We start from the raw sequence: 25,375 nt of genomic DNA, 5'->3' as shown, positions 1-25,375 counted from the left end.
GTACAAAAGGGCTGGTCTTATTTGCTGACCATAATGCGAATGATCTCTTTATCAGTTTGCGCCATAGGCTTAATCACGAGGCGGCACAGGTTATTAATCGACTGTTCGACGTCGGCGCAGACAATGCCGTCGTTGGCGCTGGCGCAGCGGTTTTGCATCGCCATCAATACAGATTTAAAGGCGCTGGAGACCACCGAGGACACCTTCATCGCGCAGCTGTTGGAGGCGCCATCACAAATCATGCCGGTAACATCGCTAATCATATTGATGATGGCGGTGTTGATGGTTTCGATATTGCGGGTAAACAGCCATGCCATACCGGCGGCGGCGCCCATGGCGGCGGTGGAGGCCGCGCACAGTGCGGACAGGCGGGTATAGCGCGAATGGATGGAAATGGCCGTCAGATGCGAGAGCGCCAGCGCGCGAGCGAGCGTCTCTTCATCGGCATTCAGATGCTCGGCGACGGTTACCACCGGCATGGTCGCCGCGATCCCCTGGTTGCCAGAGCCGAAGTTCGACATAGCGACCACCGGGGCGCCGCCCATACGCGCATCGGAAGCCGCGACGGTGTTGATAATGACCTCACTCATTAAGTCATTGCTTAACAAACCATTTTTAACGGCTTCAGAGAATGTTCCGTTAATATTCAACCCATACTTTTTCGATTTTCCTTCTGCAGCCAGTGCGCTATTGAGGCGGGCGGCTTCCAGAATAAACATAATATTCTCAACCGGGGTGGAGATAATAAAGTCATACGCTTCCTGGAGAGAGAAAGTTGGCAGTTCGGCCTGCGCTGTGGCGCTATTTTCCCCGGCGTGTAATGGCTGCTGTTCACCATTAATATATAACTCGACCACATTGGTATGCGTGCCTTTTACCACGACGCGACAGGTCTGGTCACTGGCGCTGAGGGTGAAATCGAGATGAATAAAGTCAGGCGTGTCCTGGACGTCAATATTAACGTGGCCGGCGTCCACCAGCGCTTGTGCCTGTTCCACATGCTGTGAAGTAATGCCTGCCAGGGTCTGTAATCCCTTATCGGCATCGCCGCCAAAGGCGCCGATGGCGGCGGCCAGCGCGACGCCATTCACTGTCGTGCCGGGAATCGTGACGCCCGTGGCGTTTTTATACAGGTTGGCAGAAATAAAACCGCTAATTTTTTCGCAGGGTATCGCTAAATGTTTCGCGGCGTAAGCGGTGGTAAATGAAATAGCAACGGGTTCAGTGCAACCTAATGCTGGTGCGACTTCTCGCTGTAGCCAGCGAATAAAAAGAGAGGATGTTTGGTCAGACATTATTATGATTCCTGGACGTAAGATGATGAGGAAATATGCTAAGGGAATCGGCAGAAAAAAACTTTCTCAAATAACCCTTTATTTATTAAGGTCTGGAGAAAAGTTTTATTTTTAGCTATATCTAAACATGCAGGCTTGTATGTAAATTAAGCTATTGATTAACAATGGTTGTATAAGCAAATTTTTATGCAAATCATGGGAATCAGTCATGTCGATCACACGCCGTTAAGGAGAGCATTTTTCTCTTTTGCCGAAATCCTGCCCTGAGGGCGCAAAAATTTAAAGCCCACGCGGTGAGGGGTAACTGTAGATCTGAATCACACTTTTGCGCTATACCGGACGCAACAAGGACTGATTATGAGGTGTGAATATGTCGTCGGTTTATCGCCCACTGGTGAATTTTATCGCCACAGCGATGCAAACGGTTTTGAATCTTGGGCTGCTGTGCCTGGGGATTATCCTGATCGTCTTCCTCGGTAAAGAGACGCTGCATCTGGCCGATGTCCTCTTTACCCCGGAGCCGACCAGTAAGTACCGGCTGGTGGAAGGTCTGGTGGTCTACTTTCTCTACTTCGAGTTTATCGCGCTGATCGTCAAGTATTTTCAGTCGGGGTTCCATTTCCCGCTGCGCTATTTTGTCTATATCGGCATCACCGCGATTGTGCGTCTGATCATCATCGACCATGAGTCGCCGATGGCGGTACTTATTTATTCCGCCGCGATCCTGATTCTGGTGATTACGCTCTGGCTGTGTAACTCTAATCGCCTGAAACGCGAATAAAAAAAAGCGGCCTCCAGGGCCGCTGACCAACAGTCACAAATAGAATTTATGTAGGGTCCAGTTGAGGATAGCAGTGGCATTGGCCTTACTTTTTCAGCTGAGGGCGACGGCGACAATACCCGGTTGGGGTCGTGTATTGCGGCTAGACCGTCGGCCCTCCTCTGAAATTTGGGGCCGGTGTTACAAAAAAAACTTAACCTTTCACCCCACCCGCCGTCAGGCCGTTCACCAGCCAGCGCTGCGCCAGCAGGAAGACGACCGTGATCGGGATGGCGGAGAGTACCGCCGCGGCGGCAAAGTCGCCCCACAGATAGTTCTGCGGGTTGAGATACTGTTGCATACCTACCGCCAGGGTATAGCTGTTCACATCGCGCAGCAGCAGCGAGGCGACCGGCACTTCGGTGATAGCCGCGATGAACGACAGAATAAAGACCACCGCCAGAATCGGCACCGACAGCGGCAGCAGTACGAGGCGGAACGCCTGCCATGGGGTCGCGCCATCCAGCGCCGCCGCTTCTTCCAGCGAGCCATCGATGGTTTCGAAGTAGCCTTTGATGGTCCAGACGTGCAGGGCGATACCGCCCATGTAGGCAAAGATCACGCCGCCGTGGGTGTTGAGGCCGACGAACGGGATGTACTGGCCCAGGCGGTCAAACAACGCGTACAGCGCCACCAGCGACAGCACCGCCGGGAACATCTGGAAAATCAACATCCCTTTCAGCAGGGTCGCTTTCCCCGGGAAGCGCATACGGGCAAAAGCGTAGGCGCAGGTGGTGGAGAGGGCGACGATACCGATCGCGGTGATCCCGGCGACCTTAATCGAGTTCCACAGCCACAGCAGGACCGGGAACGGCGGCGGCGTGACGCGGCCATCCGCGTGTTCGACGCTGAAGCCTAACGCCAGACGCCAGTGCTCCCAGGAGATGGTATCCGGGATCAGGCTGCCGGTGGCGAAGTTACCCTCGCGCAGCGAGATGGCGATAACCATCAGCAGCGGAAACATAATCGCGGCGATAAAAATCAGTAGCAGGAGATGCGTGGTAAATAAACGTAGCTTCTGCGATTTGGGTTGGACCATAGCCATTGTAATTTTACTCCCCTTGACTTCGCACCAGGCTATTTTGCTTGCCATTTTGAACTCGGGCAGTGCTCAGAATTCTCACGTACTACGTGTACGCTCCGGTTCTTCCGCGCTGGCCGAGTCCAAACTGCCCGCGCCAATAACGCCTGGTTATTCCAATTAATCAAACTTCATGCGTGTGGCTTTCAGGTTCACAATCGCTAACGCGCCAACCAGCAGGAAGATAAGCGTGGCGATAGCCGCCGCCAGGCCGAAGTCCTGACCGCCGCCGCCTTCAAAGGCGATACGGTAGGTGTAGCTCACCAGCAGGTCGGTATAACCGGCCGGGGTGGTGGTGCCGAGACGGTCCGGACCACCGTTGGTCAACAGTTGAATCAGGACGAAATTGTTAAAGTTAAAGGCGAAGCTGGCGATCATCAGCGGCGTCAGCGGCTTAATCAGCAGCGGGAAGGTAATTTTAAAGAAGTTCTGGAACGGGCCGGCGCCATCCATTGCCGACGCTTCGTACAGATCGTCCGGAATCGCCTTCAGCAGCCCCATGCACAGGATCATCATGTACGGGTAGCCCAGCCAGGTGTTGACGATGATGATCATGGTGCGCGCGGTGGTCGGGTCGCTAAACCACGCCGGCTTAATGCCGAACAGCGTGCTGAGCATCATGTTGATTTCACCAAAGCTCTGGTTGAACAGACCTTTGAAAATCAGAATCGAAATAAATGACGGTACGGCATACGGCAGAATCAGCAGGACGCGGTAAATCGCTTTGCCTTTCAGTGCTTCCCACTGCACCAGGCAGGCAAGGATCATCCCCACCGCGACGGTCAGCACCACGGTCAGCACCGAGAACACCACCGTCCAGACGAAGATCGCGAAGAACGGTTTCTGGATGCCTTCATCGTGGAAGACGCGGGTAAAGTTGTCCCAGCCGATAGTCACGGTGTAGCCCGGGCTCAGCTTTTCTGTGCCCCAGCTACCGTCGGCGTTGATGGCCTGGTAGAAACCAACGTCGTTGTTCGGGCGGTATTTGACGTGGGTTTGATTGTTGGTCAGCACGCCGTTTTCGCCAAGCGTATACAGCGGTTGGGTGCCGGAGAACTGGCGCAGCGAGCTCATGATCACTTTGCTGTCGTCAGGCAGCACGGCGGTCAGCTGGTTCAGCGCGGTGCGGTTCTGGGTAATGACGCGCAGGTTGGCGCGCTCGCCTTCCGGCAGGGCGTCGGTTTCTTTTAACGCCAGCTTCTGCTCGCCGCCGAATTTAAAGGCGTCGGAAAGGTAGTTTTTACCGCTCTCACCGTCGGTCAGGGCCAGCTTCCACTCGTCGCCTGCCGGGATCAGCGTGAAGTTATAGGCTTTGCCGGCCTGGAAGGAGCGATCCATCAGCACCTGCTGCGCGCGCTCAAAGGTCAGCTGGTTGGTGCTGCTGTAGTTGGTGAACGCGATAGCGATAGTACAGATCAGCGGAAACAGGACAAACAGGCCCATGCCGGCGAGGCCGGGATAGACATAGCGCCAGGCATAAGCCTTGCGGTTAGCGAAAATATACAGGCCAACTGAGCTTAAAATCAGCGTCATGATGGCGAACAGGTACTCCCCCTGGGCGTACATCAAAACAACAAGGTAACCCACCAGCAGGCACAGTAAGCCAATCACAGACCATGTGAGTTGCGGACTTTGCCACCAGTGTTTCTTTTTAACGGCATCCATGGGGATCATCCTCTACAGCGGTGAAAGCTTATTTGTCAGGTGGCGCTTCGCTTACCTGACCTACGGTCCGAGCCGTAGTGGTAGGGCGGGTAAGCGCAAGCGCCACCCGCCGTTTTCTTACTTGGTGATACGGCTCTGGGCATCCTTCAGCGCAGCATCGACAGTCTGACGACCGCTGGCGGCGTTGATAACCGCGGTACGAACGGCATACCAGAAGGCAGACATCTGTGGGATGTTAGGCATGATTTCGCCTTTCTGGGCGTTCGCCATGGTGGCGGCGATGCGCGGATCTTTTTCCAGTTTTTCCTGGAAGGATTTCAGCGCCACGGCACCCAGCGGTTTGTCGTTGTTAACCGATTCCAGACCCTGATCGGTCATCAGGTAGTTTTCGAGGAACTCTTTCGCCAGCTCTTTATTCGGGCTGGCGGCGTTGATCCCCGCGCTCAGCACGCCAACGAACGGTTTCGATGGTTTGCCTTTAAAGGTCGGCAGCAGGGTCACGCCGTAGTTAACCTTGCTCTTATCGATGTTAGACCACGCCCACGGACCGTTGATGGTCATCGCGGTTTCACCTTTGTTGAAGGCCGCTTCCGCGATGGAGTAATCGGTATCGGCATTCATGTGCTTGTTCTTGATCAGGTCAACCAGGAAGGTCAGGCCCGCTTTCGCGCCTGCGCTGTCCACGCCGACGTCTTTCACATCGTACTTGCCGTTTTCAAACTTGAACGCGTATCCGCCGTCGGCAGCGATCAGCGGCCAGGTGAAGTACGGTTCCTGCAGGTTGAACATCAGCGCGCTCTTACCTTTCGCTTTCAGTTCTTTATCCAGCGCCGGGATCTCTTCCCAGGTCTTCGGCGGGTTCGGCACCAGGTCTTTGTTGTAAATCAGGGACAGCGCTTCCACCGCGATCGGGTAGGCGATCAGTTTGCCGTTATAGCGAACGGCATCCCAGGTGAACGGATAGAGTTTGTCCTGGAACGCTTTGTCCGGGGCGATTTCCGCCAGCAGGCCGGACTGCGCGTAGCCGCCGAAACGGTCATGCGCCCAGAAGATGATGTCCGGGCCGTCGCCGGTCGCCGCAACCTGCGGGAATTTCTCTTCCAGCTTATCCGGGTGTTCTACGGAAACTTTAATGCCGGTGTCTTTTTCAAACTTTTTACCCACTTCAGCGAGGCCGTTGTAGCCTTTGTCGCCGTTAATCCAGATAACCAGCTTACCTTCTTCAATTTTCGCGAGGGCAGAGGCGGAAAACATCATCGTGGTCAGTGCCGACAGCGCGAGGATGCGAGCGCCAGTTTTGATTTTCATATACCCGTCCTTTTTGGTGTTGTACTCGTGGATACACTTCGGTGGCTTAACGATGATGAGTTTCCTTTTTTAACAACCCCTTTCCATCCTCCCCAGGTCTACGCCCCACCCGCTGGTTGTGTGATCTCCATTGCAAAAACGGCCGTATTGCGTCCTGGAGCACAGAAAAAAGCGCCCAATTTTGTCGCCTCCATCACGAAATCACGCGCCGCCCGCCATCCCCCGCGGCGAGAGCCAATCTCTCATCCTCCCATCTCCTCCCCCATAAAAAAGCCGGGGGGCGGAGGATTTGCCCGGCTAATGAATGCCGCATAGTCGACCCATCTTGAATGTGACTGTTAGTGACAGGTTGTAACGAAGGGAGAAGGGCATGGCGAGCGTACAGCTGCGAAATGTAACGAAAGCCTGGGGTGACGTGGTGGTATCGAAAGATATCAATCTCGATATCCACGAAGGGGAATTCGTCGTGTTTGTCGGGCCATCGGGCTGCGGCAAATCTACCCTGCTGCGTATGATTGCCGGGTTAGAAACTATTACCAGCGGGGACCTGTTTATCGGGGACACCCGCATGAACGAGATCCCACCGGCAGAACGCGGCGTTGGGATGGTATTCCAGTCTTATGCGCTCTATCCCCACCTTTCCGTTGCGGAAAATATGTCGTTTGGCCTGAAGCTGGCCGGCGCGAAAAAAGATCTGATTAACCAGCGGGTGACCCAGGTTGCGGAAGTGCTGCAGCTGGCCCATCTGCTGGAGCGTAAACCGAAAGCCCTCTCCGGCGGTCAGCGCCAGCGCGTGGCGATTGGTCGTACCCTGGTGGCTGAGCCGAGCGTCTTCCTGCTGGATGAGCCGCTTTCCAACCTCGATGCCGCCCTGCGCGTCCAGATGCGTATCGAAATCTCCCGTCTGCATAAGCGACTGGGCCGCACCATGATCTATGTCACCCACGATCAGGTGGAAGCGATGACCCTCGCGGACAAGATCGTGGTCCTCGACGCTGGCCGGGTGGCGCAGGTCGGGAAACCGCTGGAACTCTATCACTATCCGGCTGACCGCTTCGTCGCCGGCTTTATCGGTTCACCGAAGATGAACTTCCTGCCGGTTAAAGTCACCGCGACGGCTATCGATCAGGTGCAGGTTGAACTGCCGAACCGTCAGCAAATCTGGCTGCCGGTGGACAGCGCCAACGTTCAGGCGGGCGCCAACATGTCCTTAGGTATCCGCCCGGAGCATTTACTGCCCAGCGATATCGCCGATGTGACCCTCGAAGGTGAGGTTCAGGTCGTCGAGCAGTTAGGTCACGAAACGCAAATTCATATCCAGATCCCCGCCATCCGTCAGAACCTGGTTTACCGCCAGAACGACGTGGTGTTGGTAGAAGAGGGAGCCACATTCGCCATCGGTTTGCCGCCAGAACGTTGCCATTTATTCCGTGAGGATGGCACCGCTTGTCGTCGGCTGCATAAAGAGCCGGGCGTGTAAGGCTTCCCATTAAAAAAAGGCGCGAACCCGGCTGGCGGTACACCGGCGAAGCGTGCAAAGAAAAGCAATGATCTCAGGAGATAGAATGATGATTACTCTGCGCAAACTTCCACTGGCGGTCGCCGTCGCGGCAGGCGTTATGTCTGCTCAGGCGCTGGCTGTCGATTTCCATGGCTACGCGCGTTCCGGCATTGGCTGGACCGGCAGCGGCGGCGAGCAACAGTGCTTCAAAGCGACCGGCGCTCAAAGTAAATATCGTCTTGGTAACGAATGTGAAACCTATGCGGAACTGAAGCTGGGCCAGGAGCTGTGGAAGGAAGGGGATAAGAGTTTTTATTTCGATACTAACGTTGCCTATTCCGTGAATCAGGAAGATGACTGGGAAAGCACCTCTCCGGCGTTCCGTGAAGCCAACATCCAGGGTAAAAACCTGATCGACTGGCTGCCGGGCTCCACGCTGTGGGCGGGTAAACGCTTCTATCAGCGTCATGACGTTCACATGATCGACTTCTACTACTGGGATATCTCCGGCCCGGGTGCAGGTCTGGAAAACGTTGACCTTGGCTTCGGTAAGCTCTCTCTGGCCGCTACCCGTAACTCAGAAAGCGGCGGCTCTTATACTTTCTCCAGCGATGACACCAAAAAATATGCTGCGAAAACTGCCAACGACGTCTTTGACATCCGTCTGGCGGGCCTGGAAACCAACCCGGGCGGCGTGCTGGAGTTAGGCGTCGATTACGGCCGTGCTAACCCGCAGGATGACTACCGTCTGGAAGACGGCGCGTCGAAAGACGGCTGGATGTGGACCGGTGAACATACTCAGTCCATCTGGGGCGGCTTCAACAAGTTTGTCGTTCAGTACGCCACTGACGCAATGACCTCCTGGAACAGCGGCCACTCTCAAGGGACCAGCATCGATAACAACGGCAGCATGATCCGCGTTCTGGATCACGGCGCGATGGACTTCAACGATGACTGGGGCCTGATGTACGTTGCGATGTACCAGGACGTGGATCTGGACAGCAAAAACGGCTCCACCTGGTACACCGTGGGTGTTCGTCCGATGTACAAATGGACGCCGATCATGAGCACCCAGCTGGAAATCGGTTACGACAACGTGAAATCCCAGCGTACCAGCGAAAACAACAACCAGTACAAAATTACTCTGGCTCAGCAATGGCAGGCAGGGAACAGCGTCTGGTCTCGTCCGGCTATCCGTATCTTCGCAACCTACGCGAAATGGGATGAAAACTGGGGCTACAGCAACACCTCCGGTCTGCAGACAAAAGACAGCAGCGGAAGCGGCGCTTTCACCTCCAGCCGCGGTGACGACAGCGAAGTTACCTTCGGTGCCCAGATGGAAGTGTGGTGGTAATACCGTCCGCAGGACGGGTGTAACCTGGGAGGGGCATCGGCCCCTCCTGACTATTCAGGGTTAGCGCGCTATTGCCTGGCTACCGCTAAACCGATGCTATCCAAGGTGAGAAGAATGAAAATGAAGAAAACTCTCGTCGCTCTGTGTTTATCCGCAGGGATGTTGGCATGCGTGCCGGGGATGAGCCTTGCCGATGTTAACTTTGTGCCGCAGAACACCAGCGCCGCGCCGTCTATTCCAGCCAGTGCGCTGCAGCAGCTGATCTGGACGCCTGCCGATCAATCGAAGACGCAGAGCGTAGATTTAACCACCGGCGGTCAACGCCTGGATGTACCGGGGATCGTCGGACCGGTCGCCGCCTGGAGCGTGCCGGCCAATATCGGTGAGCTGACCCTGACCCTCGACAGCGAGCTGAACAAACATAAGCAGATTTTTGCGCCGAACGTGCTGATTCTCGACCAGAACATGACGCCAGCGGCGTTCTTCCCCAGCAACTACTTCACCTATCAGCAGCCGGGCGTGATGACTGCCGATCGCCTGGGCGGCGTGATGCGCCTGACTCCGGCGCTGGGCCAGCAGAAGCTCTATGTACTGGTGTTTACCACTGAGAAAGATCTCCAGCAGACCACCACCCTGCTGGATCCGGCGAAAGCCTATGCCAAAGGCGCAGGCAATGCGGCGCCGGACATTCCGGATCCGATCGCCAAACATACCACCGATGGCGTGCTGAAGCTGAAAGTGAAAACCAACAGCACCTCCAGCGTGCTGGTGGGGCCGCTGTTCGGCTCCTCCGGCCCGGGCCCGGTCACCGTCGGTAACACCGCGGCGCCGGTAGCCGCGCCAGCCGCCGCAGCTGCTGCTGCGCCGGCCGCTAAAAGCGAACCGATGCTCAGCGATACCGAAACCTACTTCAACAACGGTATTAAGCAGGCGGTGAAACAAGGTGACATCGATAAAGCCCTGAAATTGATGAACGAAGCTGAGCGCCTCGGCTCGAAATCCGCTCGTTCCACCTTTATCAGCAGTGTAAAAGGCAAGGGGTAATCGTCTCCCCACAATGCTGATGTTTAGGCACAGCCTTTAGGTGCATCCTCCGGGATGCACCTTTTTTTGCACGCGCGGCGGTCTGTTGCATGGCTGTTGCGTGAATGATCGTATATTGACGTTTGCCCGCCACCAACCGCCTATTCTGCGATACAATGCTTGCACGTTATGTACCGGAGAATCAGGCATGTCCCATCCTGCGCTTACGCGACTGCGTGCGCTGCGCTATTTTGCCGTTATGCCGCCCCTGGCGCCGCCTCTGAGTGACTGGCTGCTGCTGGAGGACTCAATGACCCAGCGTTTTGAGCAACAAGGAAAGCAGGTCACCGTCACCCTGGTTAACGAAGGGTATATCGGGCGTGAGGCGCTGGCTGACGAAGCGGCGCTGTTGCCCGACGAGCCGCGCTATTGGCTGCGGGAGATTATACTCAATGCCGACGGTGAGCCCTGGCTGGCCGGGCGCACGGTGGTGCCGGAGTCGACGTTGTGTGGGCCGGAGCTGGCGCTACAGCAGCTCGGGCAGACCCCGCTGGGGCGATACCTGTTCACGTCGTCGACGTTAACCCGCGATTTTATTGAAATTGGTCGCGATGCAGCGCTGTGGGGACGTCGTTCCCGCCTGCGGCTAAGCGGCAAACCCCTGCTGCTGACCGAGCTGTTTTTGCCTGCGTCGCCGTTGTACTAAGAGGAAGAAAAAATGGAGTGGAGTCTGTCGCAGAATAAGCTGTTGGCGTTTCATCGCCTGATGCGCACTGACAAACCGATCGGCGCCTTGCTGCTGCTGTGGCCGACGCTGTGGGCGCTATGGGTGGCCTCGCCGGGCGTCCCGCCGCTGTGGATCCTGGCGGTCTTTGTCGCCGGCGTCTGGCTGATGCGCGCCGCCGGCTGCGTGGTGAATGACTATGCCGATCGAAAATTTGATGGTCACGTAAAGCGTACCGCCCGCCGTCCGCTGCCGAGCGGCGACGTCACCGAGAAAGAGGCGCGAACGCTGTTTATCGTTCTGGTGCTGCTCTCCTTCCTGCTGGTGCTTACCCTCAACACCATGACGATTTTGCTGTCGGTGGCGGCGCTGGCGCTGGCGTGGGTCTATCCGTTTATGAAGCGCTACACCCATCTGCCGCAGGTGGTGCTGGGGGCGGCCTTTGGCTGGTCGATCCCGATGGCCTTCTCGGCCGTCAGTGAATCGCTGCCGCTGAGCTGCTGGCTGATGTTCCTCGCCAACATTCTGTGGGCGGTGGCCTACGATACCCAGTATGCGATGGTGGATCGCGATGACGACGTCAAGATCGGCATTAAATCGACGGCGATCCTGTTCGGCGAAAACGATCGTCTGATTATCGGTATCCTGCAGGTGGCCGTGCTGGCGCTGATGGGCGCGGTGGGCTGGCTGAATGGGCTGGGCTGGGAATACTACTGGTCGCTGTTCGTGGCGGCGGGTCTGTTTGGCTGGCAGCAGAAGCTTATCTTCAATCGCGACCGCGACAACTGCTTTAAAGCGTTTATGAACAATAACTACGTCGGGCTGGTGCTGTTCCTCGGCCTGGCGATGAGCTACCTGTAAAACACCTGTCCCCATCCCCCCGGTTTACCGGGGGGCGGTGAGGACGGCAAACGCCGCGTTACGCGTCGTCCTGCGTGACGCTTTCGATCGTCAGACGTACATCCGATGTAATCAAATCCGCCAGCATCCGGTAGACCTTCAGGGTCTCTTCCGGCTCGGCATCGCCCGTATCGCTGATATAGCCTTCATCGCGCAGGGTCAACACCAGGGTACTGAACACTGCTTTGTCGAAGAACTCCGGCGCGTTGATGCCATGCAGCACCGACAGGCGCTGCGCCACGGTACGGCTCTCTTTCTCCAGCGAGCTGCGGTTGATCGACGGGTTAGCGCTCAGCAGCCAGAAGGTGATGGCGTAGCGCTGCAGCGTCTCGCGAGCGCCTGCGGCCAACAACTGCAGGGAGCGAGAGTGCGACGGGTTAAGGCTCATCACATCGCCATCGATGACGATCAGCTCCTGACGCAGCATCTCGGCAATCAGCGCATCCATTACTCCGGCCAGCTCCGCTTTCTCCCAGCGCAGGAACAGCTCGGCTTTGAGGAACGGGTAGAGCGTTTCCACATGGCGCAGCACTTCGGCGCGGCTGAGATGACGATGCTGAGTCACCAGGGCGGCTAACAGCGACGGCATCACCAGCATATGGGCGATGTTGTTGCGATAGTAGGTCATCAGCACCGCCTGCTCGCGCGGCAGAATGATGATGTCGCCAATGGTGTCCTTCTCCACTTCGAACTTGTTCATCTGCAGCGCATGGTCGATAAGCTCGCTGGCCGAAGCGGATGGGGCGGTGGCATCCGGCGAATAGGGCACATTGCGCAGCAGCGCGAGGTAGCACTCTAACTGCTGGGTGAGCTGCTCACGGGTCAGCGAACGCTGGCGGGAGGCCAGTAGCGCCGTACAGCACAGGTTCATGGCGTTGGCCGCGCCGGCGTTATTGATGCGCACCATCAGGTCAGCGGCGATGTTATTCACCGTCGGCGTAAGCCAGGAGGGGCGGACCGCTTCGATTGGGTCAATTGCTTCCCGCCACTCTGGCACATGGTGGTTCAGGTAGGTCATCAGCGGCAGCGGTTCGCCGAAGTTAACGTAGCCCTGGCCAAGGTTGCGCAGCTTGCTTAAGCCGCGCAGCATCTGCGGCAGACTCTCTTTCTCTTTGGTGGCGCCGCGCAGCTCTTTGGCATAGGTCCCCACCTCCATCACGTGCTCGTAGCCGATATAGATCGGCACCAGAGTGATCGGCCGGGTGCCGCCGCGCAGCATCGCCTGGATGGTCATCGACAGCGTACCGGTCTTCGGATCGAGCAGACGGCCGGTACGGGAGCGGCCGCCTTCGACGAAATACTCCACGGAATAGCCGCGGCTGAACAGTTCGCCAAGGTACTCGCGGAACACCGTGGAGTAGAGCTTGTTGCCCTTAAAGGTGCGGCGAATAAAGAACGCGCCGAGGCGGCGGAAGATTGGCCCGGCCGGCCAGAAGTTAAGGTTGATACCCGCCGCGATGTGCGGTGGCACCAGCCCCTGGTGATACAGGACGTAAGAGAGCAGCAGATAGTCCATGTGGCTGCGGTGGCAGGGGACATAGACAATCTCATGGCCGTCGTGCGCCAGTTGGCGTACGCGCTCGGCGTTATGCACGTTGATGCCCTGATACAGGCGGTTCCAGGTGAAGCCGAGAATGCGGTCGGTCAGGCGGATCATCTCGTAAGAGAAGTTCGCGGCAATCTCTTCCATCAGTGCAATCGCGTTCTGCTGGGCCTTCTCGTGGGAAATTTTCTTGCTGCGTGCTTCGTCTTCCACCGCACGGGCAATGGCCTTCGACGCCAGCAGCTTGTTAAACAGATCCTGGCGGGCCGGCAGACGCGGGCCGACGGCGGCCAGGCGCTGGCGGGCAAAATGCATCCGCGCGACGCGAGCCAGTTTCTGGGCGATGATCTTATCAGTACCGTGCTCATCGGCCATGCGACGCAGCGATACGGAAGGCGAGAAGCGCACGAAGCTGTCGCGGCCGAGCCAGGAGACGGCGAAAAATTTCTGAATGCCGTTAAGCATCCGCAGCGGCGGATTGACTTCCCCTTTCTCACGACCCGGCGAGCGGCCGAACATCACCGACACCGGCACCATTTGCACATCGAGATCCGGATGGTTGCGGTGCAGATCGAGGTAGTCGTGGAACAGCTTGATGGACTCTTCTTTTGGCGTGTAATAGGTGAATACGCGCGGCCCGCCGTGGATGAATACGTAGCGCGGCAGCAGGGCGCCGTCGATTTCCAGCGGTTCTAGCGGGTCAGGTAAATCATGCGCCAGGCATTGGGCGCGCAGCGTCAGCAGGTCCGCCTTGGAGTTATAGGGCAGGACGTACATGACCGGACGCGAGGTATCGAGTCCTAATTCCTGAGCAGGCTCTGCCGGAATAGACTTGCTTTTTACCAGCACCCGTAATGGTAAATTCAGTAATTTATAGTAAATTCGTTGCCAGCCGGACATAAACGATGTGAAGCCTCTGGTTAATCATGCAAATGCGCGGCAAGAATAACAGAAAGCGGGCAAAATTTCCGTTACCGCGCGGCAAACGCGTACACTCATCGACGTCATTTACATAAAAAAGGTTTTGTGATGGCCAATAATACCACCGGGTTAACCCGAATCATTAAGGCGGCAGGTTACTCCTGGAAAGGATTTCGCGCGGCGTGGATCAACGAGGCCGCGTTTCGTCAGGAAGGCGTCGCCGCCATTGTGGCCGTCGCAATAGCCTGCTGGCTGGACGTCGACGCCATCACCCGCGTATTGCTGATTGGCTCGGTCCTGCTAGTGATGATAGTCGAAATTCTCAACAGCGCGATTGAGGCGGTCGTGGACCGTATTGGCTCGGATTATCATGAGCTTTCAGGGCGCGCCAAAGACATGGGGTCGGCGGCGGTCCTGCTGGCGATTATCATCGCGCTGATCACCTGGGGAACGCTGCTGTGGAGCCATTATCACTAACGTTCTTCGCTAACCCTCGCAAAATATAAACAATCTGCCGATTTTTGTGTGCCATGTGGTTCCAAAATCACCGTTAGCTGTATATACTCACAGCATAACTGTATATACACCCAGGGGGCGGAATGAAAGCGTTAACGACCAGGCAGCAAGAGGTGTTTGATCTCATTCGGGATCATATCAGCCAGACGGGCATGCCGCCGACGCGTGCGGAGATTGCTCAGCGCTTGGGGTTCCGTTCCCCAAACGCGGCGGAAGAACACCTGAAAGCGCTGGCGCGTAAAGGCGCGATCGAGATCGTCTCCGGCGCCTCGCGCGGTATCCGCCTGCTGACGGAAGAAGAGCACGGCCTGCCGCTGATCGGCCGCGTCGCCGCCGGTGAGCCGCTGCTGGCGCAGCAGCATATTGAAGGCCACTATCAGGTCGACCCGTCGATGTTCAAGCCCAACGCCGATTTTCTGCTGCGCGTCAGCGGGATGTCGATGAAAGACATCGGTATTCTGGATGGCGATCTGCTGGCGGTCCACAAAACCCAGGATGTGCGCAATGGCCAGGTGGTGGTAGCGCGCATTGACGATGAAGTGACGGTCAAGCGCCTGAAAAAGCAGGGCAACGTCGTCGAACTGCTGCCGGAAAACAGCGAGTTTACCCCTATCGTTGTCGATCTGCGTCAGCAGAGTTTTACCATTGAGGGTCTGGCCGTTGGCGTGATCCGTAATGGAGAATGGCTGTAACGCCTGCCCCTGCGCAGCGTCATCTGATGCATGACGCTGCGACGTTTGTCCTCTATCAGGTCTCCGAACATGCTGCTCAACGCTGCCGATAAAGCGCTGTGGCGCCTTGCACTCCCCATGATTTTCTCCAATATCACCGTCCCGCTGCTGGGGCTGGTGGATACCGCAGTGATCGGCCACCTTGACAGCCCGGTATACCTCGGCGGCGTCGCGGTCGGAGCAACGGCCACCAGTTTCCTGTTTATGCTGCTGCTGTTTCTGCGCATGAGCACCACCGGGCTGACCGCTCAGGCCTGGGGGGCCAAAGATCCGCTGCGACTGGCGCGGGCGCTGGTGCAGCCGCTGGTCCTGGCGCTGGGCGCCGGGGTGTTAATTATCCTGTTTCGCCTGCCGCTGATTAACCTCGCCCTGCATATCGTCGGCGGCAGCGAGGCGGTTCTCGAGCAGGCGAGACGGTTTCTCGAAATCCGCTGGCTCAGCGCGCCCGCCTCGCTGGCCAACCTGGTGCTGCTCGGCTGGCTGCTGGGGGTCCAGTACGCCCGGGCGCCGGTGATTTTGCTGGTGGTCGGTAATCTGTTGAATATTGTGCTCGACCTGTGGCTGGTGATGGGCCTGCGGATGAACGTCCAGGGGGCGGCGCTGGCCACGGTCACCGCGGAGTACGCGACCCTGATTATCGGCCTGATGATGGCGAAGCGGGTGCTAACGCTGCGCGGCGTGTCGCTGGCGATGCTGAAAAACGCCTGGCGCGGAGACATGCGCCGTCTGCTGGCGTTGAATCGCGACATCATGCTGCGCTCCCTGCTGCTGCAGCTGTGCTTTGGCGCGCTGACCGTCTTCGGCGCCCGGCTGGGCAGCGATATCGTGGCGGTCAACGCCGTACTGATGACCATGCTGACTTTTACCGCCTACGCGCTGGATGGCTTTGCCTATGCCGTGGAGGCCCACTCCGGCCAGGCCTACGGCGCGCGCGACGGCAGCCAGCTGCTGGAGGTGTGGCGGGCGGCCTGCCGGCAGTCCGGTATGGTGGCGCTGGCGTTTGCCCTGGTTTACAGCCTGGCGGGGGGGCACATCATCGCGCTGTTAACCTCGCTGCCTTCCCTGCAGCAGCTGGCCGATCGCTATCTGATCTGGCAGACGATCCTGCCGGTGGTCGGGGTCTGGTGCTATCTGCTGGACGGCATGTTTATCGGCGCGACGCGCGGCGCGGAGATGCGGAACAGCATGGCGGTCGCCGCGGCCGGCTTCGCCGTGACGCTGCTTACGGTCCCGGTGCTCGGCAATCACGGCCTGTGGCTGGCGCTGGCCGTGTTTCTCGCCCTGCGCGGCCTGTCGCTGGCGCTGATCTGGCGCCGCCACTGGCGACGCGGAACCTGGTTTAGCTAGTTATTGCCGTTCATAACGGCTATCCATGAATTCCCGTGGTTGCGCACCGCTTACCGGGGCAACTCAGTAGCCCGGCTCAGCGTAGCGCAAGCCGGGGAAATCTCCTCAGTCTTATCCATCGGTATGGTGGTTAAAAATTCCGAATAACGAATCGGCGCCAGCATTCTCATCTATAGTTAATACCATGTCCGGCACAAAACGGGCTGTAAACCCACCGAATGATGAGGACGTTATCATGAATAAAGACGAAATCGGCGGTAACTGGAAACAGTTGAAAGGTAAAGCCAAGGAACAGTGGGGCAAACTTACCGATGATGATATGACCGTAATCGAAGGGAAGCGCGACCAGTTGGTCGGCAAAATTCAGGAGCGTTACGGCTATGCGAAAGATCAGGCTGAGAAAGAAGTCTCAGACTGGGAGCATAAGAACGACTATCGCTGGTAGCGTTCCTTGATCCGAAGAAAGAAGCATTTGTGTTAGTGCCTGTCTGAATGGCGCAGGGACGCGCCGTTAACCCTTTTTCCCGCTGCGGCTGCCGCTCAGCGGGCTTTCTTTTTGAGCTGAATAGTATGATCGTGGTGGCAGTGTCCCGGCGTGCTGCAGGCTTCTACTTCCACGCAGCTCGCGCAGAGGCCGTGAGCTTCAATCACATTGTGGCGCAGGGCGAAGCCCATTCTGGCCGCCAGCGTATGCATGATATCTTCCACCCCTTCAGCCGCCTCTTCCTTCACCACGCCGCAGCGGTCGCAGATAAACATGGCCGAGCTGTGGGTCGGCTGGTCAAAGAGATGACACAGCACATAGCTGTTGGTCGATTCCACCTTGTGGACAAAACCCTGCTCGAGTAAGAACTCCAGCGCGCGGTAGACCGTCGGCGGCTTCGCCTGCGGCTCTTTCTCGCGCAGCAGATCCAGCAGGTCGTAGGCGCTGATTGCCCCTTGCTGCAGGCTCATCAGGCGCAACACTTCCAGACGCTGTGGGGTCAGGCGTACGCCGCGTTGCGCACACAGCTTTTCAGCATGCGCTAACATCTCTTGCGAAGGGGTCTTATCCATGAGCATCCTCAGGTTGCGTGAAATTGAATCTGTTACTTTATCACGTTCCGCGGAAAACGCCGAGACCCGACGGGTGATGCGGGTCATACTTCAGGTTGTCGGTGCCTGCGCCAGTTCCGGGTGCTGGCCGCTGACGCTCGTGGAGGCTGCGCCTTAGCCGGCCGCTAAAACCGTCATGCCCGATTTAATCGCAACACGCCTGACCCAGGTATGCTATATCTGAAGTGTCTCATTTTCGGGAGAAAACGATGAAACGACCTGATTGCATTCGCCACTGGCGCGAACTGGAAGGGCCCGACGATGCCACTTATCCCGACAGCCCGGAGCGTTTTTCCATTGGCGCGCCGCTGGGGCGCGGTTTACGCCTCAATCGGTTGGGGATCCACCACGAGAGACTGCCGCCCGGGCGGCGCACCTCTTACCCGCACGCGGAGAGCGATGAGGAAGAGTTCATCTATGTGCTGGAGGGCTATCCGGAAGTGTGGATAAACGGCTATCTCTGGAAACTGGAGCCGGGGGACAGCGTGGGTTTTCCCGCTGGTACCGGCATCTGCCACACTTTTCTCAATAACACCGAGCAGGAGGTTCGTCTGTTGGTGGTGGGTGAGGCCAACAAAAAGTACAACCGAATTTACTACCCGCTCAATCCTGGCTATGCCGCGACGCGCCAGGATCGCTGGGTTGACCATCCGCCGCAGTTCTTTGGCCCACATGACGGCAAACCGCGGATAAAGTAATCGACACCGGGAAGGGGCGAAGCGCGGCGCACTACGCGCCTGTGGTTTATCTTTATGCTATAGTAGCGCCCCTTTTTACCCGGATGCTTATTTATTCGCCATGATGCCTGAATCAACGTCACCTGTTTTCCCTGCTCATCGCTTCTCCATCGCGCCGATGCTCGACTGGACTGACCGACATTGCCGCTACTTCCTGCGGCTGCTGTCGCGGCATACGCTGCTGTATACCGAAATGGTGACCACCGGGGCGATTATTCATGGCAAAGGCGACTACCTGGCGTATAGCGAAGAAGAGCACCCGGTCGCACTGCAGCTCGGCGGCAGCGACCCGCAGGCCCTGGCGCAGTGCGCGAAGCTGGCCGAGGCGCGCGGCTATGACGAGATCAATCTCAACGTCGGCTGCCCCTCCGATCGCGTGCAGAACGGGATGTTTGGCGCCTGCCTGATGGGTAACGCGCCGCTGGTGGCCGACTGTATCAAAGCGATGCGCGATGTGGTGTCGATCCCGGTCACGGTGAAGACCCGTATCGGCATCGACGACCAGGATAGCTATGAATTCCTCTGTGATTTCATTGAGACGGTCTCCGGCAAGGGCGAATGTGAGATGTTTATTATTCACGCCCGCAAAGCCTGGCTCTCCGGTCTGAGCCCGAAAGAGAACCGCGAGATCCCGCCGCTGGATTACCCCCGCGTCTGGCAGCTGAAGCGTGACTTCCCCCACCTGACGATGGCGATTAACGGCGGTATCAAATCGCTGGATGAAGCCAGAATGCAGCTTGAGCATATGGATGGGGTGATGGTCGGGCGTGAGGCCTATCAGAATCCGGGTATTCTGGCTTCGGTCGACCGGGAGATTTTCGGCGTCGCCGGCGCGGATGCCGATCCGGTGGCCGTCGTGCGGGCCATGTACCCGTATATTGAGCGCGAGCTCAGCAAGGGCACCTATCTGGGCCATATCACCCGTCATATGCTGGGACTGTTTCAGGGTATCCCAGGCGCCCGCCAGTGGCGTCGCTACCTGAGCGAAAATGCGCATAAACCCGGCGCCGACATTGCGGTGCTGGAGCAGGCCCTAAAGCTGGTGGCCGATAAGCGTTAGTTTCTCACCAAAACCTGGTGAAATTGACCACGCCTCGCACACTATTGCGGGGCGTTTTCTTTTAAATTCAGTTTGTTATTGTTGGCATGTTTTTTGTAATACCTGCAGAGCGACATATTAATGACTGTGGGGAGAGAGCCATGCTGGAACTGTTATTTGTCATCGGATTTTTTGTCATGCTGCTGGTCACCGGCGTATCGCTGTTGGGGATTATCGCCGCCATCGTGGTGGCTACGGCGCTGATGTTCGTCGGCGGTTTGTTTGCTTTAATGATCAAATTGCTGCCGTGGCTGCTGTTGGCGGTGGTGGTGGTGTGGGTTATTCGGGCGCTGAAAACCCCGGACGGAAACGCTTTTCGCGACAATAACCGTTGGCGTTACTAAGGTATTGAGGGGTGTGTCACAACCTGAACAATTTTGCACAGAACCGCGTAGGCATCGCTACGCAAATCTGTCACTATTAGCGCGTTAACGAATTCATCGCGCTGTACCCTACATACAGCCGAACTAAAAAAAAGTAAGGGCTTCCCAGGTGGAAGCCCTAAACTTTTGTCCTTTTGTCCTTTTGTCCTTTTGTCCTTTTGTCCTTTTGTCCTTTTGTCCTTTTGTCCTTTTGACCGCTTACGGCAGCAGCAGACTCGACCCCTGTGTCACCCGGCTCTCCAGAACTTCATGCGCCCGTCGCGCTTCGGTCAGCGGATAGGTCTGACTCTCCGGCACGTCCACTTTGATTACTCCACTGGCGATCAGCGAAAACAGCTCACTGCAGGCTTCAGCCAGCTCTTCCCGGTTGGTGATATAGCCCTGCAGCGATGGGCGGGTGACGTACAGAGAACCTTTCTGATTCAGGATCCCCAGATTAACGCCGGTCACCGGGCCGGAGGAGTTGCCAAAGCTGACCATCAGGCCGCGGCGCTGCAGACAGTCCAGAGAGGCTTCCCAGGTATCTTTCCCTACCGAGTCATAGACTACGGCGACTTTCTTACCGTCGGTGAGCGCTTTGAGCCGCTCCGCGATAGGTTCTTCGCGATAGTTAATCACCTGCCAGGCGCCCGCCGCTTTGGCGCGCTGCGCCTTCTGCGCGCTGCCGACGGTGCCGATAAGTTTCGCCCCCAGCGCTTTCGCCCACTGACAGGCAATCAGCCCCACGCCGCCGGCGGCGGCATGAAACAGGAACATCTCATCAGGCTTAATTTCGTAAGTTTTACGCAACAGATACCAGACCGTTAATCCTTTGAGGAACGACGCGGCGGCCTGTTCGAAAGAGATGGCGTCCGGCAGGACCGCCGCTTTATCGGCCAGCACATTGTGCACCGTGCTGTAGGCGCCGAGCGCCGACTGGGCGTACACCACCCGATCGCCTGCCTTAATGTGCGTCACCCCATGGCCGACTTTACTGACGATGCCGGCCGCCTCGGTGCCCAGACCGCTCGGCAGCGACGGCGGCGGATAGAGGCCGCTGCGAACATAGGTGTCGATATAATTGATGCCGATGGCTTTGTTTTCGACCTGAATTTCATGCTCCGCAGGATCGCGAGGGGTAAACTCAACCGCCTGAAGCACCTCCGGCCCCCCGTGTTTTGAAAATTCGATGCGTGTTGCCATGTTCGCTCCTGTGTTGTTCTGAGATTATCCAGTAAGCTTAACAGCCTGCGGCGGCAGCGACGGATTTTCTTACCCGCCTCAGGCCAGCCACGCTTAATGGGTTCTTTAGCGGCAATGGCTTTCTCGCTATACTGTCACGCTCTTTTCCGTATCGGTGAAATGTTAGGCTATGGCAGGAAATAAACCCTTCAACAAACCACAGACAGAAACCCGCGAACGCGATCCGCAGCTCGCCGGGCTGAAAGTCCCGCCGCACTCGATTGAAGCGGAGCAGTCGGTGTTGGGCGGTTTAATGCTGGATAACGAGCGCTGGGACGACGTCGCCGAACGCGTCGTTGCCGACGACTTTTATACCCGTCCGCATCGTCATATTTTTACCGAGATGGCGCGCCTGCAGGAGTCGGGCAGCCCGATTGACCTGATCACCCTTGCGGAGTCGCTGGAGCGTCAGGGACAGCTGGACAGCGTGGGCGGTTTTGCCTATCTGGCGGAACTGTCCAAAAATACCCCCAGCGCGGCGAACATCAGCGCCTATGCCGACATCGTGCGCGAACGCGCGGTCGTGCGCGAGATGATCTCGGTGGCCAATGAGATCGCCGAGGCCGGCTTCGACCCGCAGGGGCGAACCAGCGAAGATCTGCTCGATCTCGCCGAGTCCCGCGTCTTTAAAATCGCTGAAAGCCGGGCCAATAAAGACGAAGGGCCGAAAAACATCGCCGATGTCCTCGACGCCACTGTCGCCCGTATCGAACAGCTGTTCCAGCAGCCGCATGACGGCGTTACCGGGGTCAACACCGGCTACGACGACCTCAACAAAAAGACCGCCGGCCTGCAGCCGTCGGATCTGATTATCGTCGCCGCCCGTCCGTCGATGGGTAAAACGACCTTCGCGATGAACCTCGTGGAAAACGCAGCGATGCTGCAGGACAAACCGGTACTCATCTTCAGTCTCGAGATGCCCTCCGAGCAGATCATGATGCGTTCTCTGGCCTCGCTGTCGCGCGTCGATCAGACCCGCATTCGTACCGGTCAGCTGGACGATGAAGACTGGGCGCGGATCTCCGGCACCATGGGCATCCTGCTGGAAAAACGTAACATCTATATCGATGATTCCTCCGGCCTGACGCCGACGGAAGTGCGTTCCCGCGCGCGGCGTATCGCTCGCGAGCATGGCGGCATCGGGCTGATTATGATCGACTACCTGCAGCTGATGCGCGTGCCGTCGCTCTCTGACAACCGTACCCTGGAGATCGCCGAAATCTCCCGCTCGCTGAAGGCGCTGGCCAAAGAGCTACAGGTGCCGGTGGTGGCGCTGTCGCAGCTGAACCGCTCACTGGAACAACGTGCCGATAAACGTCCGGTCAACTCCGACCTGCGTGAGTCCGGCTCTATCGAACAGGATGCCGACTTAATCATGTTCATTTACCGTGATGAGGTCTATCACGAGAACAGCGATCTTAAGGGCATCGCGGAAATTATCATTGGTAAACAACGTAACGGCCCGATCGGCACCGTGCGACTGACCTTCAACGGTCAGTGGTCGCGTTTCGATAATTATGCCGGTCCTCAGTATGATGATGAGTAACCCTTCCTCCTTCTTTTATTAAGGAATTCAAATGCAAGCGGCAACTGTAGTTATCAACCGCCGCGCTCTGCGACACAACCTGCAACGTCTGCGTGAACTGGCGCCTGCCAGCAAACTGGTTGCGGTGGTGAAAGCGAACGCCTACGGACACGGTCTTCTTGAGACCGCGCGAACGCTGACCGACGCCGACGCTTTTGGCGTCGCCCGCCTGGAAGAGGCGCTGCGCCTGCGAGCGGGGGGGATCGCCCAGCCGATCCTCCTGCTGGAAGGCTTTTTTGCGGCGGAAGACCTGGCGGTGATCGCCGCTCAGCGTCTGCATACCGCGGTGCATAGCCCCGAACAGCTGGCGGCCCTGGAGCAAGCCGATCTCCCCGAGCCGGTGACCGTGTGGATGAAGCTGGATACCGGCATGCATCGCTTAGGGGTGCGTCCGGAGGAAGCCGAGGCGTTTTATCAGCGTCTGAGCCAGTGCAAAAACGTCCGCCAGCCGGTTAATGTGGTGAGCCACTTCGCCCGCGCCGATGAGCCGACCTGCGGCGCCACCGAACGCCAGCTGGATATTTTCACCACCTTTACCGAAGGCAAGCCGGGATTGCGCTCTATTGCCGCCTCGGGCGGTATCCTGCTGTGGCCGCAGTCGCATTATGACTGGGTGCGTCCGGGCATTATCCTGTATGGCGTGTCGCCGCTGGACGATCGCTCCACCGGGAAAGATTTTGGCTGTCAGCCGGTGATGACCCTGACGTCCAGCCTGATTGCCGTGCGCGAGCATAAAGCAGGGGAGCCCGTCGGCTACGGCGGCACCTGGGTCAGCGAACGCGACACGCGTCTCGGCGTGGTCGCGATGGGCTATGGCGACGGTTATCCGCGCGCCGCGCCGTCGGGCACCCCGGTGCTGGTCAATGGCCGCGAAGTGCCGATTGTCGGCCGGGTGGCGATGGATATGATCTGCGTTGACCTCGGCCCGCAGGCCCAGGATAAAGCCGGCGACGCGGTGGTGCTGTGGGGAGAGGGACTCCCGGTAGAGCGCATCGCCGAGATAACGAAAGTGAGTGCTTACGAACTTATTACGCGACTGACCTCCCGCGTCGCCATGAAATACCTCGACTAAGCCTTGTTCGTACCGGATAGCTCAGACGCTTATCCGGTACGCTATCGGTATAGCCGCGGACAAAAAAGCGGTTTATACCGCAGCGCGGTCACTTTCCCCTCAACATCCTCTCGACCTGCCGTCATATCCGGTTTATTGTGTAAGAACCTGCCCCATGTAAACCTGGAGATACATCGCGTGTTTCAAAAAGTTGACGCCTACGCCGGCGACCCTATTCTTTCTCTGATGGAACGCTTCAAAGAAGACCCGCGAAGCGACAAAGTCAACCTGAGTATCGGGCTGTATTACAACGATGACGGCATTATCCCGCAGCTGCAGGCGGTGGCGGAAGCGGAAGCGCGCCTGAACGCCGAGCCGCACGGCGCCTCGCTGTATCTGCCGATGGAAGGGCTGAGCGGCTACCGCCAGGCAATTGCGCCGCTGCTGTTTGGCGCGGAGCATAGCGCGCTTAAGCAAAACCGCATCGCCTCCATTCAGACGGTCGGCGGTTCGGGCGCGCTGAAGGTCGGGGCCGACTTCCTCAAACGCTACTTTCCTGAGTCCCATGTCTGGGTCAGCGACCCGACCTGGGAAAATCACATTGCCATATTTGAAGGGGCTGGCTTCGAAGTAAGTACTTACCCCTGGTTTGATAAAGCCACCAACGGCGTGCGCTTTGAAGCGCTGCTGGCGACGCTGCAAACGCTGCCGGCGCGCGACATTGTGCTGCTGCACCCCTGCTGCCACAACCCGACCGGCGCCGACCTGACGCCGGAACAGTGGGATCGTGTGGTGGAGATCCTGAAAGCGCGTCAGCTGATCCCGTTCCTCGACATCGCCTACCAGGGCTTTGGCGCAGGGCTGGAAGAGGATGCCTACGCCATTCGCGCCATCGCCAGCGCCGGGATGCCGATGCTGGTCAGCAACTCGTTCTCCAAAATTTTCTCCCTGTACGGAGAGCGCGTCGGCGGCCTGTCGGTGGTCTGTGAAGACAGTGAAACCGCAGGCCGCGTGCTTGGCCAACTGAAGGCCACCGTGCGCCGCAACTACTCCAGCCCGCCGAGCTTTGGCGCGCAGGTGGTGGCGACGGTGCTGAACGATGCCGGGCTGAAAGCCACCTGGCAGGCGGAAGTGGACGCCATGCGCGCGCATATCCTGACTATGCGTCAGGCGCTGGTCGACGCGCTGCAGCAGGTTGCCCCGGGCAGCGATGTGGATTACCTGCTCAAGCAGCGCGGGATGTTCAGCTACACCGGCTTCAGTGCGGCGCAGGTGGATCGCCTGCGCGACGAGTTTGGCGTCTACCTGATTGCCAGCGGACGCATGTGCGTGGCGGGGTTAAACTCACGTAATGTTCAGCAGGTCGCGAAAGCCTTTGCCGCGGTAATGTAAGCCGCTCTCCAGCAGGTTGTCTCTGCCGGTCAACGGGCAGGGGCAACCCCCTCTGATTGTGATCATCCTCTTTTTCTATGACA

Annotated in this window: 23 protein-coding genes; 16 read left to right on the top strand and 7 right to left on the bottom strand. The window is 57.8% G+C overall.

The genetic code is table 11. The features are described from left to right. Window positions 1-17: 17 nt before the first annotated feature. Window positions 18-1,295, bottom strand: a complete 1,278-nt coding sequence (locus tag ACLEXF_RS21385) for a serine dehydratase subunit alpha family protein (protein ID WP_423265810.1) — start codon at window positions 1,293-1,295, stop codon at window positions 18-20. Window positions 1,296-1,665: 370 nt separating this feature from the next. Here ACLEXF_RS21385 and psiE point away from each other — a divergent pair, with 370 nt between their 5' ends. Beyond that, window positions 1,666-2,076 carry a phosphate-starvation-inducible protein PsiE gene (psiE, locus tag ACLEXF_RS21380; RefSeq protein ID WP_004206282.1) on the top strand — a complete coding sequence of 137 codons (411 nt, stop codon included), beginning with the start codon at window positions 1,666-1,668 and terminating at the stop codon, window positions 2,074-2,076. A gap of 193 nt (window positions 2,077-2,269) precedes the next feature. Here psiE and malG read toward each other — a convergent pair whose 3' ends face one another. The 3 genes from malG to malE all read right to left on the bottom strand — a co-directional run bounded on the left by malG (window position 2,270) and on the right by malE (window position 6,169). Further along, complete coding sequence (gene malG / locus ACLEXF_RS21375; RefSeq protein WP_002884725.1) at window positions 2,270-3,160, bottom strand: maltose ABC transporter permease MalG; 891 nt, start codon at window positions 3,158-3,160, stop codon at window positions 2,270-2,272. Between the two features lie 156 nt (window positions 3,161-3,316). Then, complete coding sequence (gene malF / locus ACLEXF_RS21370) at window positions 3,317-4,861, bottom strand: maltose ABC transporter permease MalF (RefSeq protein ID WP_017900124.1); 1,545 nt, start codon at window positions 4,859-4,861, stop codon at window positions 3,317-3,319. Between the two features lie 117 nt (window positions 4,862-4,978). Beyond that, on the bottom strand, window positions 4,979-6,169 hold the full coding sequence (gene malE, locus ACLEXF_RS21365) for a maltose/maltodextrin ABC transporter substrate-binding protein MalE (protein WP_085841368.1): 1,191 nt from the start codon (window positions 6,167-6,169) through the stop codon (window positions 4,979-4,981). 370 nt (window positions 6,170-6,539) lie between these two features. Here malE and malK point away from each other — a divergent pair, with 370 nt between their 5' ends. The 5 genes from malK to ubiA all read left to right on the top strand — a co-directional run bounded on the left by malK (window position 6,540) and on the right by ubiA (window position 11,632). Then, window positions 6,540-7,649: a maltose/maltodextrin ABC transporter ATP-binding protein MalK gene (malK, locus tag ACLEXF_RS21360; protein ID WP_002884743.1), complete on the top strand. Its 1,110-nt coding sequence runs from the start codon at window positions 6,540-6,542 to the stop codon at window positions 7,647-7,649. 85 nt (window positions 7,650-7,734) lie between these two features. After that, on the top strand, window positions 7,735-9,024 hold the full coding sequence (locus ACLEXF_RS21355; RefSeq protein WP_002884747.1) for a maltoporin: 1,290 nt from the start codon (window positions 7,735-7,737) through the stop codon (window positions 9,022-9,024). 114 nt (window positions 9,025-9,138) lie between these two features. Further along, window positions 9,139-10,068, top strand: a complete 930-nt coding sequence (gene malM, locus ACLEXF_RS21350) for a maltose operon protein MalM (RefSeq protein ID WP_008807310.1) — start codon at window positions 9,139-9,141, stop codon at window positions 10,066-10,068. A gap of 187 nt (window positions 10,069-10,255) precedes the next feature. Further along, window positions 10,256-10,753 (top strand): chorismate lyase, encoded by a 498-nt coding sequence (ubiC, locus tag ACLEXF_RS21345; protein ID WP_017900123.1) that lies wholly within the window; start codon window positions 10,256-10,258, stop codon window positions 10,751-10,753. A gap of 12 nt (window positions 10,754-10,765) precedes the next feature. Continuing rightward, entirely contained in the window at window positions 10,766-11,632 is an 867-nt protein-coding gene (gene ubiA / locus ACLEXF_RS21340; RefSeq protein ID WP_002884808.1) for a 4-hydroxybenzoate octaprenyltransferase, read from the top strand. Window positions 11,633-11,690: 58 nt separating this feature from the next. On the opposite strand, the gene plsB is transcribed toward ubiA, so the two are convergent. Beyond that, complete coding sequence (gene plsB / locus ACLEXF_RS21335) at window positions 11,691-14,114, bottom strand: glycerol-3-phosphate 1-O-acyltransferase PlsB (RefSeq protein WP_004206289.1); 2,424 nt, start codon at window positions 14,112-14,114, stop codon at window positions 11,691-11,693. A 129-nt stretch (window positions 14,115-14,243) separates the two neighbouring features. Between plsB and ACLEXF_RS21330 the strand changes: the two genes are divergently transcribed. From ACLEXF_RS21330 to ACLEXF_RS21315, 4 genes are all read left to right on the top strand, one after another. Continuing rightward, a complete protein-coding gene (locus ACLEXF_RS21330; protein WP_004206290.1) occupies window positions 14,244-14,612 on the top strand; it encodes a diacylglycerol kinase in 369 nt (122 codons plus the stop codon). Between the two features lie 122 nt (window positions 14,613-14,734). Continuing rightward, entirely contained in the window at window positions 14,735-15,343 is a 609-nt protein-coding gene (gene lexA / locus ACLEXF_RS21325; protein ID WP_004206291.1) for a transcriptional repressor LexA, read from the top strand. A gap of 69 nt (window positions 15,344-15,412) precedes the next feature. After that, on the top strand, window positions 15,413-16,729 hold the full coding sequence (gene dinF, locus ACLEXF_RS21320; RefSeq protein ID WP_043519212.1) for an MATE family efflux transporter DinF: 1,317 nt from the start codon (window positions 15,413-15,415) through the stop codon (window positions 16,727-16,729). Between the two features lie 235 nt (window positions 16,730-16,964). Further along, window positions 16,965-17,174 (top strand): CsbD family protein, encoded by a 210-nt coding sequence (locus tag ACLEXF_RS21315; protein WP_004206293.1) that lies wholly within the window; start codon window positions 16,965-16,967, stop codon window positions 17,172-17,174. Between the two features lie 95 nt (window positions 17,175-17,269). On the opposite strand, the gene zur is transcribed toward ACLEXF_RS21315, so the two are convergent. Continuing rightward, window positions 17,270-17,785 carry a zinc uptake transcriptional repressor Zur gene (gene zur / locus ACLEXF_RS21310; protein ID WP_004206294.1) on the bottom strand — a complete coding sequence of 172 codons (516 nt, stop codon included), beginning with the start codon at window positions 17,783-17,785 and terminating at the stop codon, window positions 17,270-17,272. Window positions 17,786-18,033: 248 nt separating this feature from the next. On the opposite strand from zur, the gene ACLEXF_RS21305 reads away from it, so the two are divergent. The 3 genes from ACLEXF_RS21305 (at window position 18,034) to pspG (ending at window position 20,004) form a co-directional block, all read left to right on the top strand. Further along, window positions 18,034-18,522, top strand: a complete 489-nt coding sequence (locus ACLEXF_RS21305) for a cupin domain-containing protein (protein WP_004206295.1) — start codon at window positions 18,034-18,036, stop codon at window positions 18,520-18,522. A gap of 100 nt (window positions 18,523-18,622) precedes the next feature. Continuing rightward, the gene (dusA, locus tag ACLEXF_RS21300; protein ID WP_017900120.1) at window positions 18,623-19,621 is read left to right on the top strand and encodes a tRNA dihydrouridine(20/20a) synthase DusA; all 999 of its coding nucleotides are present in this window, start codon (window positions 18,623-18,625) and stop codon (window positions 19,619-19,621) included. 140 nt (window positions 19,622-19,761) lie between these two features. Next, window positions 19,762-20,004 (top strand): envelope stress response protein PspG, encoded by a 243-nt coding sequence (gene pspG, locus ACLEXF_RS21295; RefSeq protein ID WP_004206297.1) that lies wholly within the window; start codon window positions 19,762-19,764, stop codon window positions 20,002-20,004. A gap of 237 nt (window positions 20,005-20,241) precedes the next feature. Here the strand turns inward: pspG and ACLEXF_RS21290 are convergent, their stop codons facing one another. Next, window positions 20,242-21,225 carry a quinone oxidoreductase gene (locus tag ACLEXF_RS21290; RefSeq protein ID WP_004177848.1) on the bottom strand — a complete coding sequence of 328 codons (984 nt, stop codon included), beginning with the start codon at window positions 21,223-21,225 and terminating at the stop codon, window positions 20,242-20,244. 169 nt (window positions 21,226-21,394) lie between these two features. On the opposite strand from ACLEXF_RS21290, the gene dnaB reads away from it, so the two are divergent. The 3 genes from dnaB (at window position 21,395) to tyrB (ending at window position 25,292) form a co-directional block, all read left to right on the top strand. Further along, window positions 21,395-22,810, top strand: coding sequence for a replicative DNA helicase (gene dnaB, locus ACLEXF_RS21285; RefSeq protein WP_002884942.1), 1,416 nt, complete (start codon window positions 21,395-21,397; stop codon window positions 22,808-22,810). A 31-nt stretch (window positions 22,811-22,841) separates the two neighbouring features. Then, a complete protein-coding gene (gene alr / locus ACLEXF_RS21280; RefSeq protein WP_048294005.1) occupies window positions 22,842-23,921 on the top strand; it encodes an alanine racemase in 1,080 nt (359 codons plus the stop codon). Between the two features lie 177 nt (window positions 23,922-24,098). Then, the gene (tyrB, locus tag ACLEXF_RS21275) at window positions 24,099-25,292 is read left to right on the top strand and encodes an aromatic amino acid transaminase (RefSeq protein WP_048294006.1); all 1,194 of its coding nucleotides are present in this window, start codon (window positions 24,099-24,101) and stop codon (window positions 25,290-25,292) included. Window positions 25,293-25,375: the final 83 nt, after the last annotated feature.

The sequence above is a fragment of the Klebsiella pneumoniae complex sp. WS1778 genome, from assembly GCF_049472055.1.
GTDB lineage: Bacteria > Pseudomonadota > Gammaproteobacteria > Enterobacterales > Enterobacteriaceae > Klebsiella > Klebsiella quasipneumoniae.
Note: the sequence above shows the minus strand (reverse complement) of the source record. Positions and strands in the feature narration are given on the sequence as shown.

Excerpts from the sequence above, each read along its gene's own strand:
- ACLEXF_RS21385 (WP_423265810.1), bottom strand. The coding sequence starts at position 1,295 with ATGTCTGACCAAACATCCTCTCTTTTTATTCGCTGGCTACAGCGAGAA.
- psiE (WP_004206282.1), top strand. The coding sequence starts at position 1,666 with ATGTCGTCGGTTTATCGCCCACTGGTGAATTTTATCGCCACAGCGATG.
- malG (WP_002884725.1), bottom strand. The coding sequence starts at position 3,160 with ATGGCTATGGTCCAACCCAAATCGCAGAAGCTACGTTTATTTACCACG.
- malF (WP_017900124.1), bottom strand. The coding sequence starts at position 4,861 with ATGGATGCCGTTAAAAAGAAACACTGGTGGCAAAGTCCGCAACTCACA.
- malE (WP_085841368.1), bottom strand. The coding sequence starts at position 6,169 with ATGAAAATCAAAACTGGCGCTCGCATCCTCGCGCTGTCGGCACTGACC.
- malK (WP_002884743.1), top strand. The coding sequence starts at position 6,540 with ATGGCGAGCGTACAGCTGCGAAATGTAACGAAAGCCTGGGGTGACGTG.
- ACLEXF_RS21355 (WP_002884747.1), top strand. The coding sequence starts at position 7,735 with ATGATGATTACTCTGCGCAAACTTCCACTGGCGGTCGCCGTCGCGGCA.
- malM (WP_008807310.1), top strand. The coding sequence starts at position 9,139 with ATGAAAATGAAGAAAACTCTCGTCGCTCTGTGTTTATCCGCAGGGATG.
- ubiC (WP_017900123.1), top strand. The coding sequence starts at position 10,256 with ATGTCCCATCCTGCGCTTACGCGACTGCGTGCGCTGCGCTATTTTGCC.
- ubiA (WP_002884808.1), top strand. The coding sequence starts at position 10,766 with ATGGAGTGGAGTCTGTCGCAGAATAAGCTGTTGGCGTTTCATCGCCTG.
- plsB (WP_004206289.1), bottom strand. The coding sequence starts at position 14,114 with ATGTCCGGCTGGCAACGAATTTACTATAAATTACTGAATTTACCATTA.
- ACLEXF_RS21330 (WP_004206290.1), top strand. The coding sequence starts at position 14,244 with ATGGCCAATAATACCACCGGGTTAACCCGAATCATTAAGGCGGCAGGT.
- lexA (WP_004206291.1), top strand. The coding sequence starts at position 14,735 with ATGAAAGCGTTAACGACCAGGCAGCAAGAGGTGTTTGATCTCATTCGG.
- dinF (WP_043519212.1), top strand. The coding sequence starts at position 15,413 with ATGCTGCTCAACGCTGCCGATAAAGCGCTGTGGCGCCTTGCACTCCCC.
- ACLEXF_RS21315 (WP_004206293.1), top strand. The coding sequence starts at position 16,965 with ATGAATAAAGACGAAATCGGCGGTAACTGGAAACAGTTGAAAGGTAAA.
- zur (WP_004206294.1), bottom strand. The coding sequence starts at position 17,785 with ATGGATAAGACCCCTTCGCAAGAGATGTTAGCGCATGCTGAAAAGCTG.
- ACLEXF_RS21305 (WP_004206295.1), top strand. The coding sequence starts at position 18,034 with ATGAAACGACCTGATTGCATTCGCCACTGGCGCGAACTGGAAGGGCCC.
- dusA (WP_017900120.1), top strand. The coding sequence starts at position 18,623 with ATGATGCCTGAATCAACGTCACCTGTTTTCCCTGCTCATCGCTTCTCC.
- pspG (WP_004206297.1), top strand. The coding sequence starts at position 19,762 with ATGCTGGAACTGTTATTTGTCATCGGATTTTTTGTCATGCTGCTGGTC.
- ACLEXF_RS21290 (WP_004177848.1), bottom strand. The coding sequence starts at position 21,225 with ATGGCAACACGCATCGAATTTTCAAAACACGGGGGGCCGGAGGTGCTT.
- dnaB (WP_002884942.1), top strand. The coding sequence starts at position 21,395 with ATGGCAGGAAATAAACCCTTCAACAAACCACAGACAGAAACCCGCGAA.
- alr (WP_048294005.1), top strand. The coding sequence starts at position 22,842 with ATGCAAGCGGCAACTGTAGTTATCAACCGCCGCGCTCTGCGACACAAC.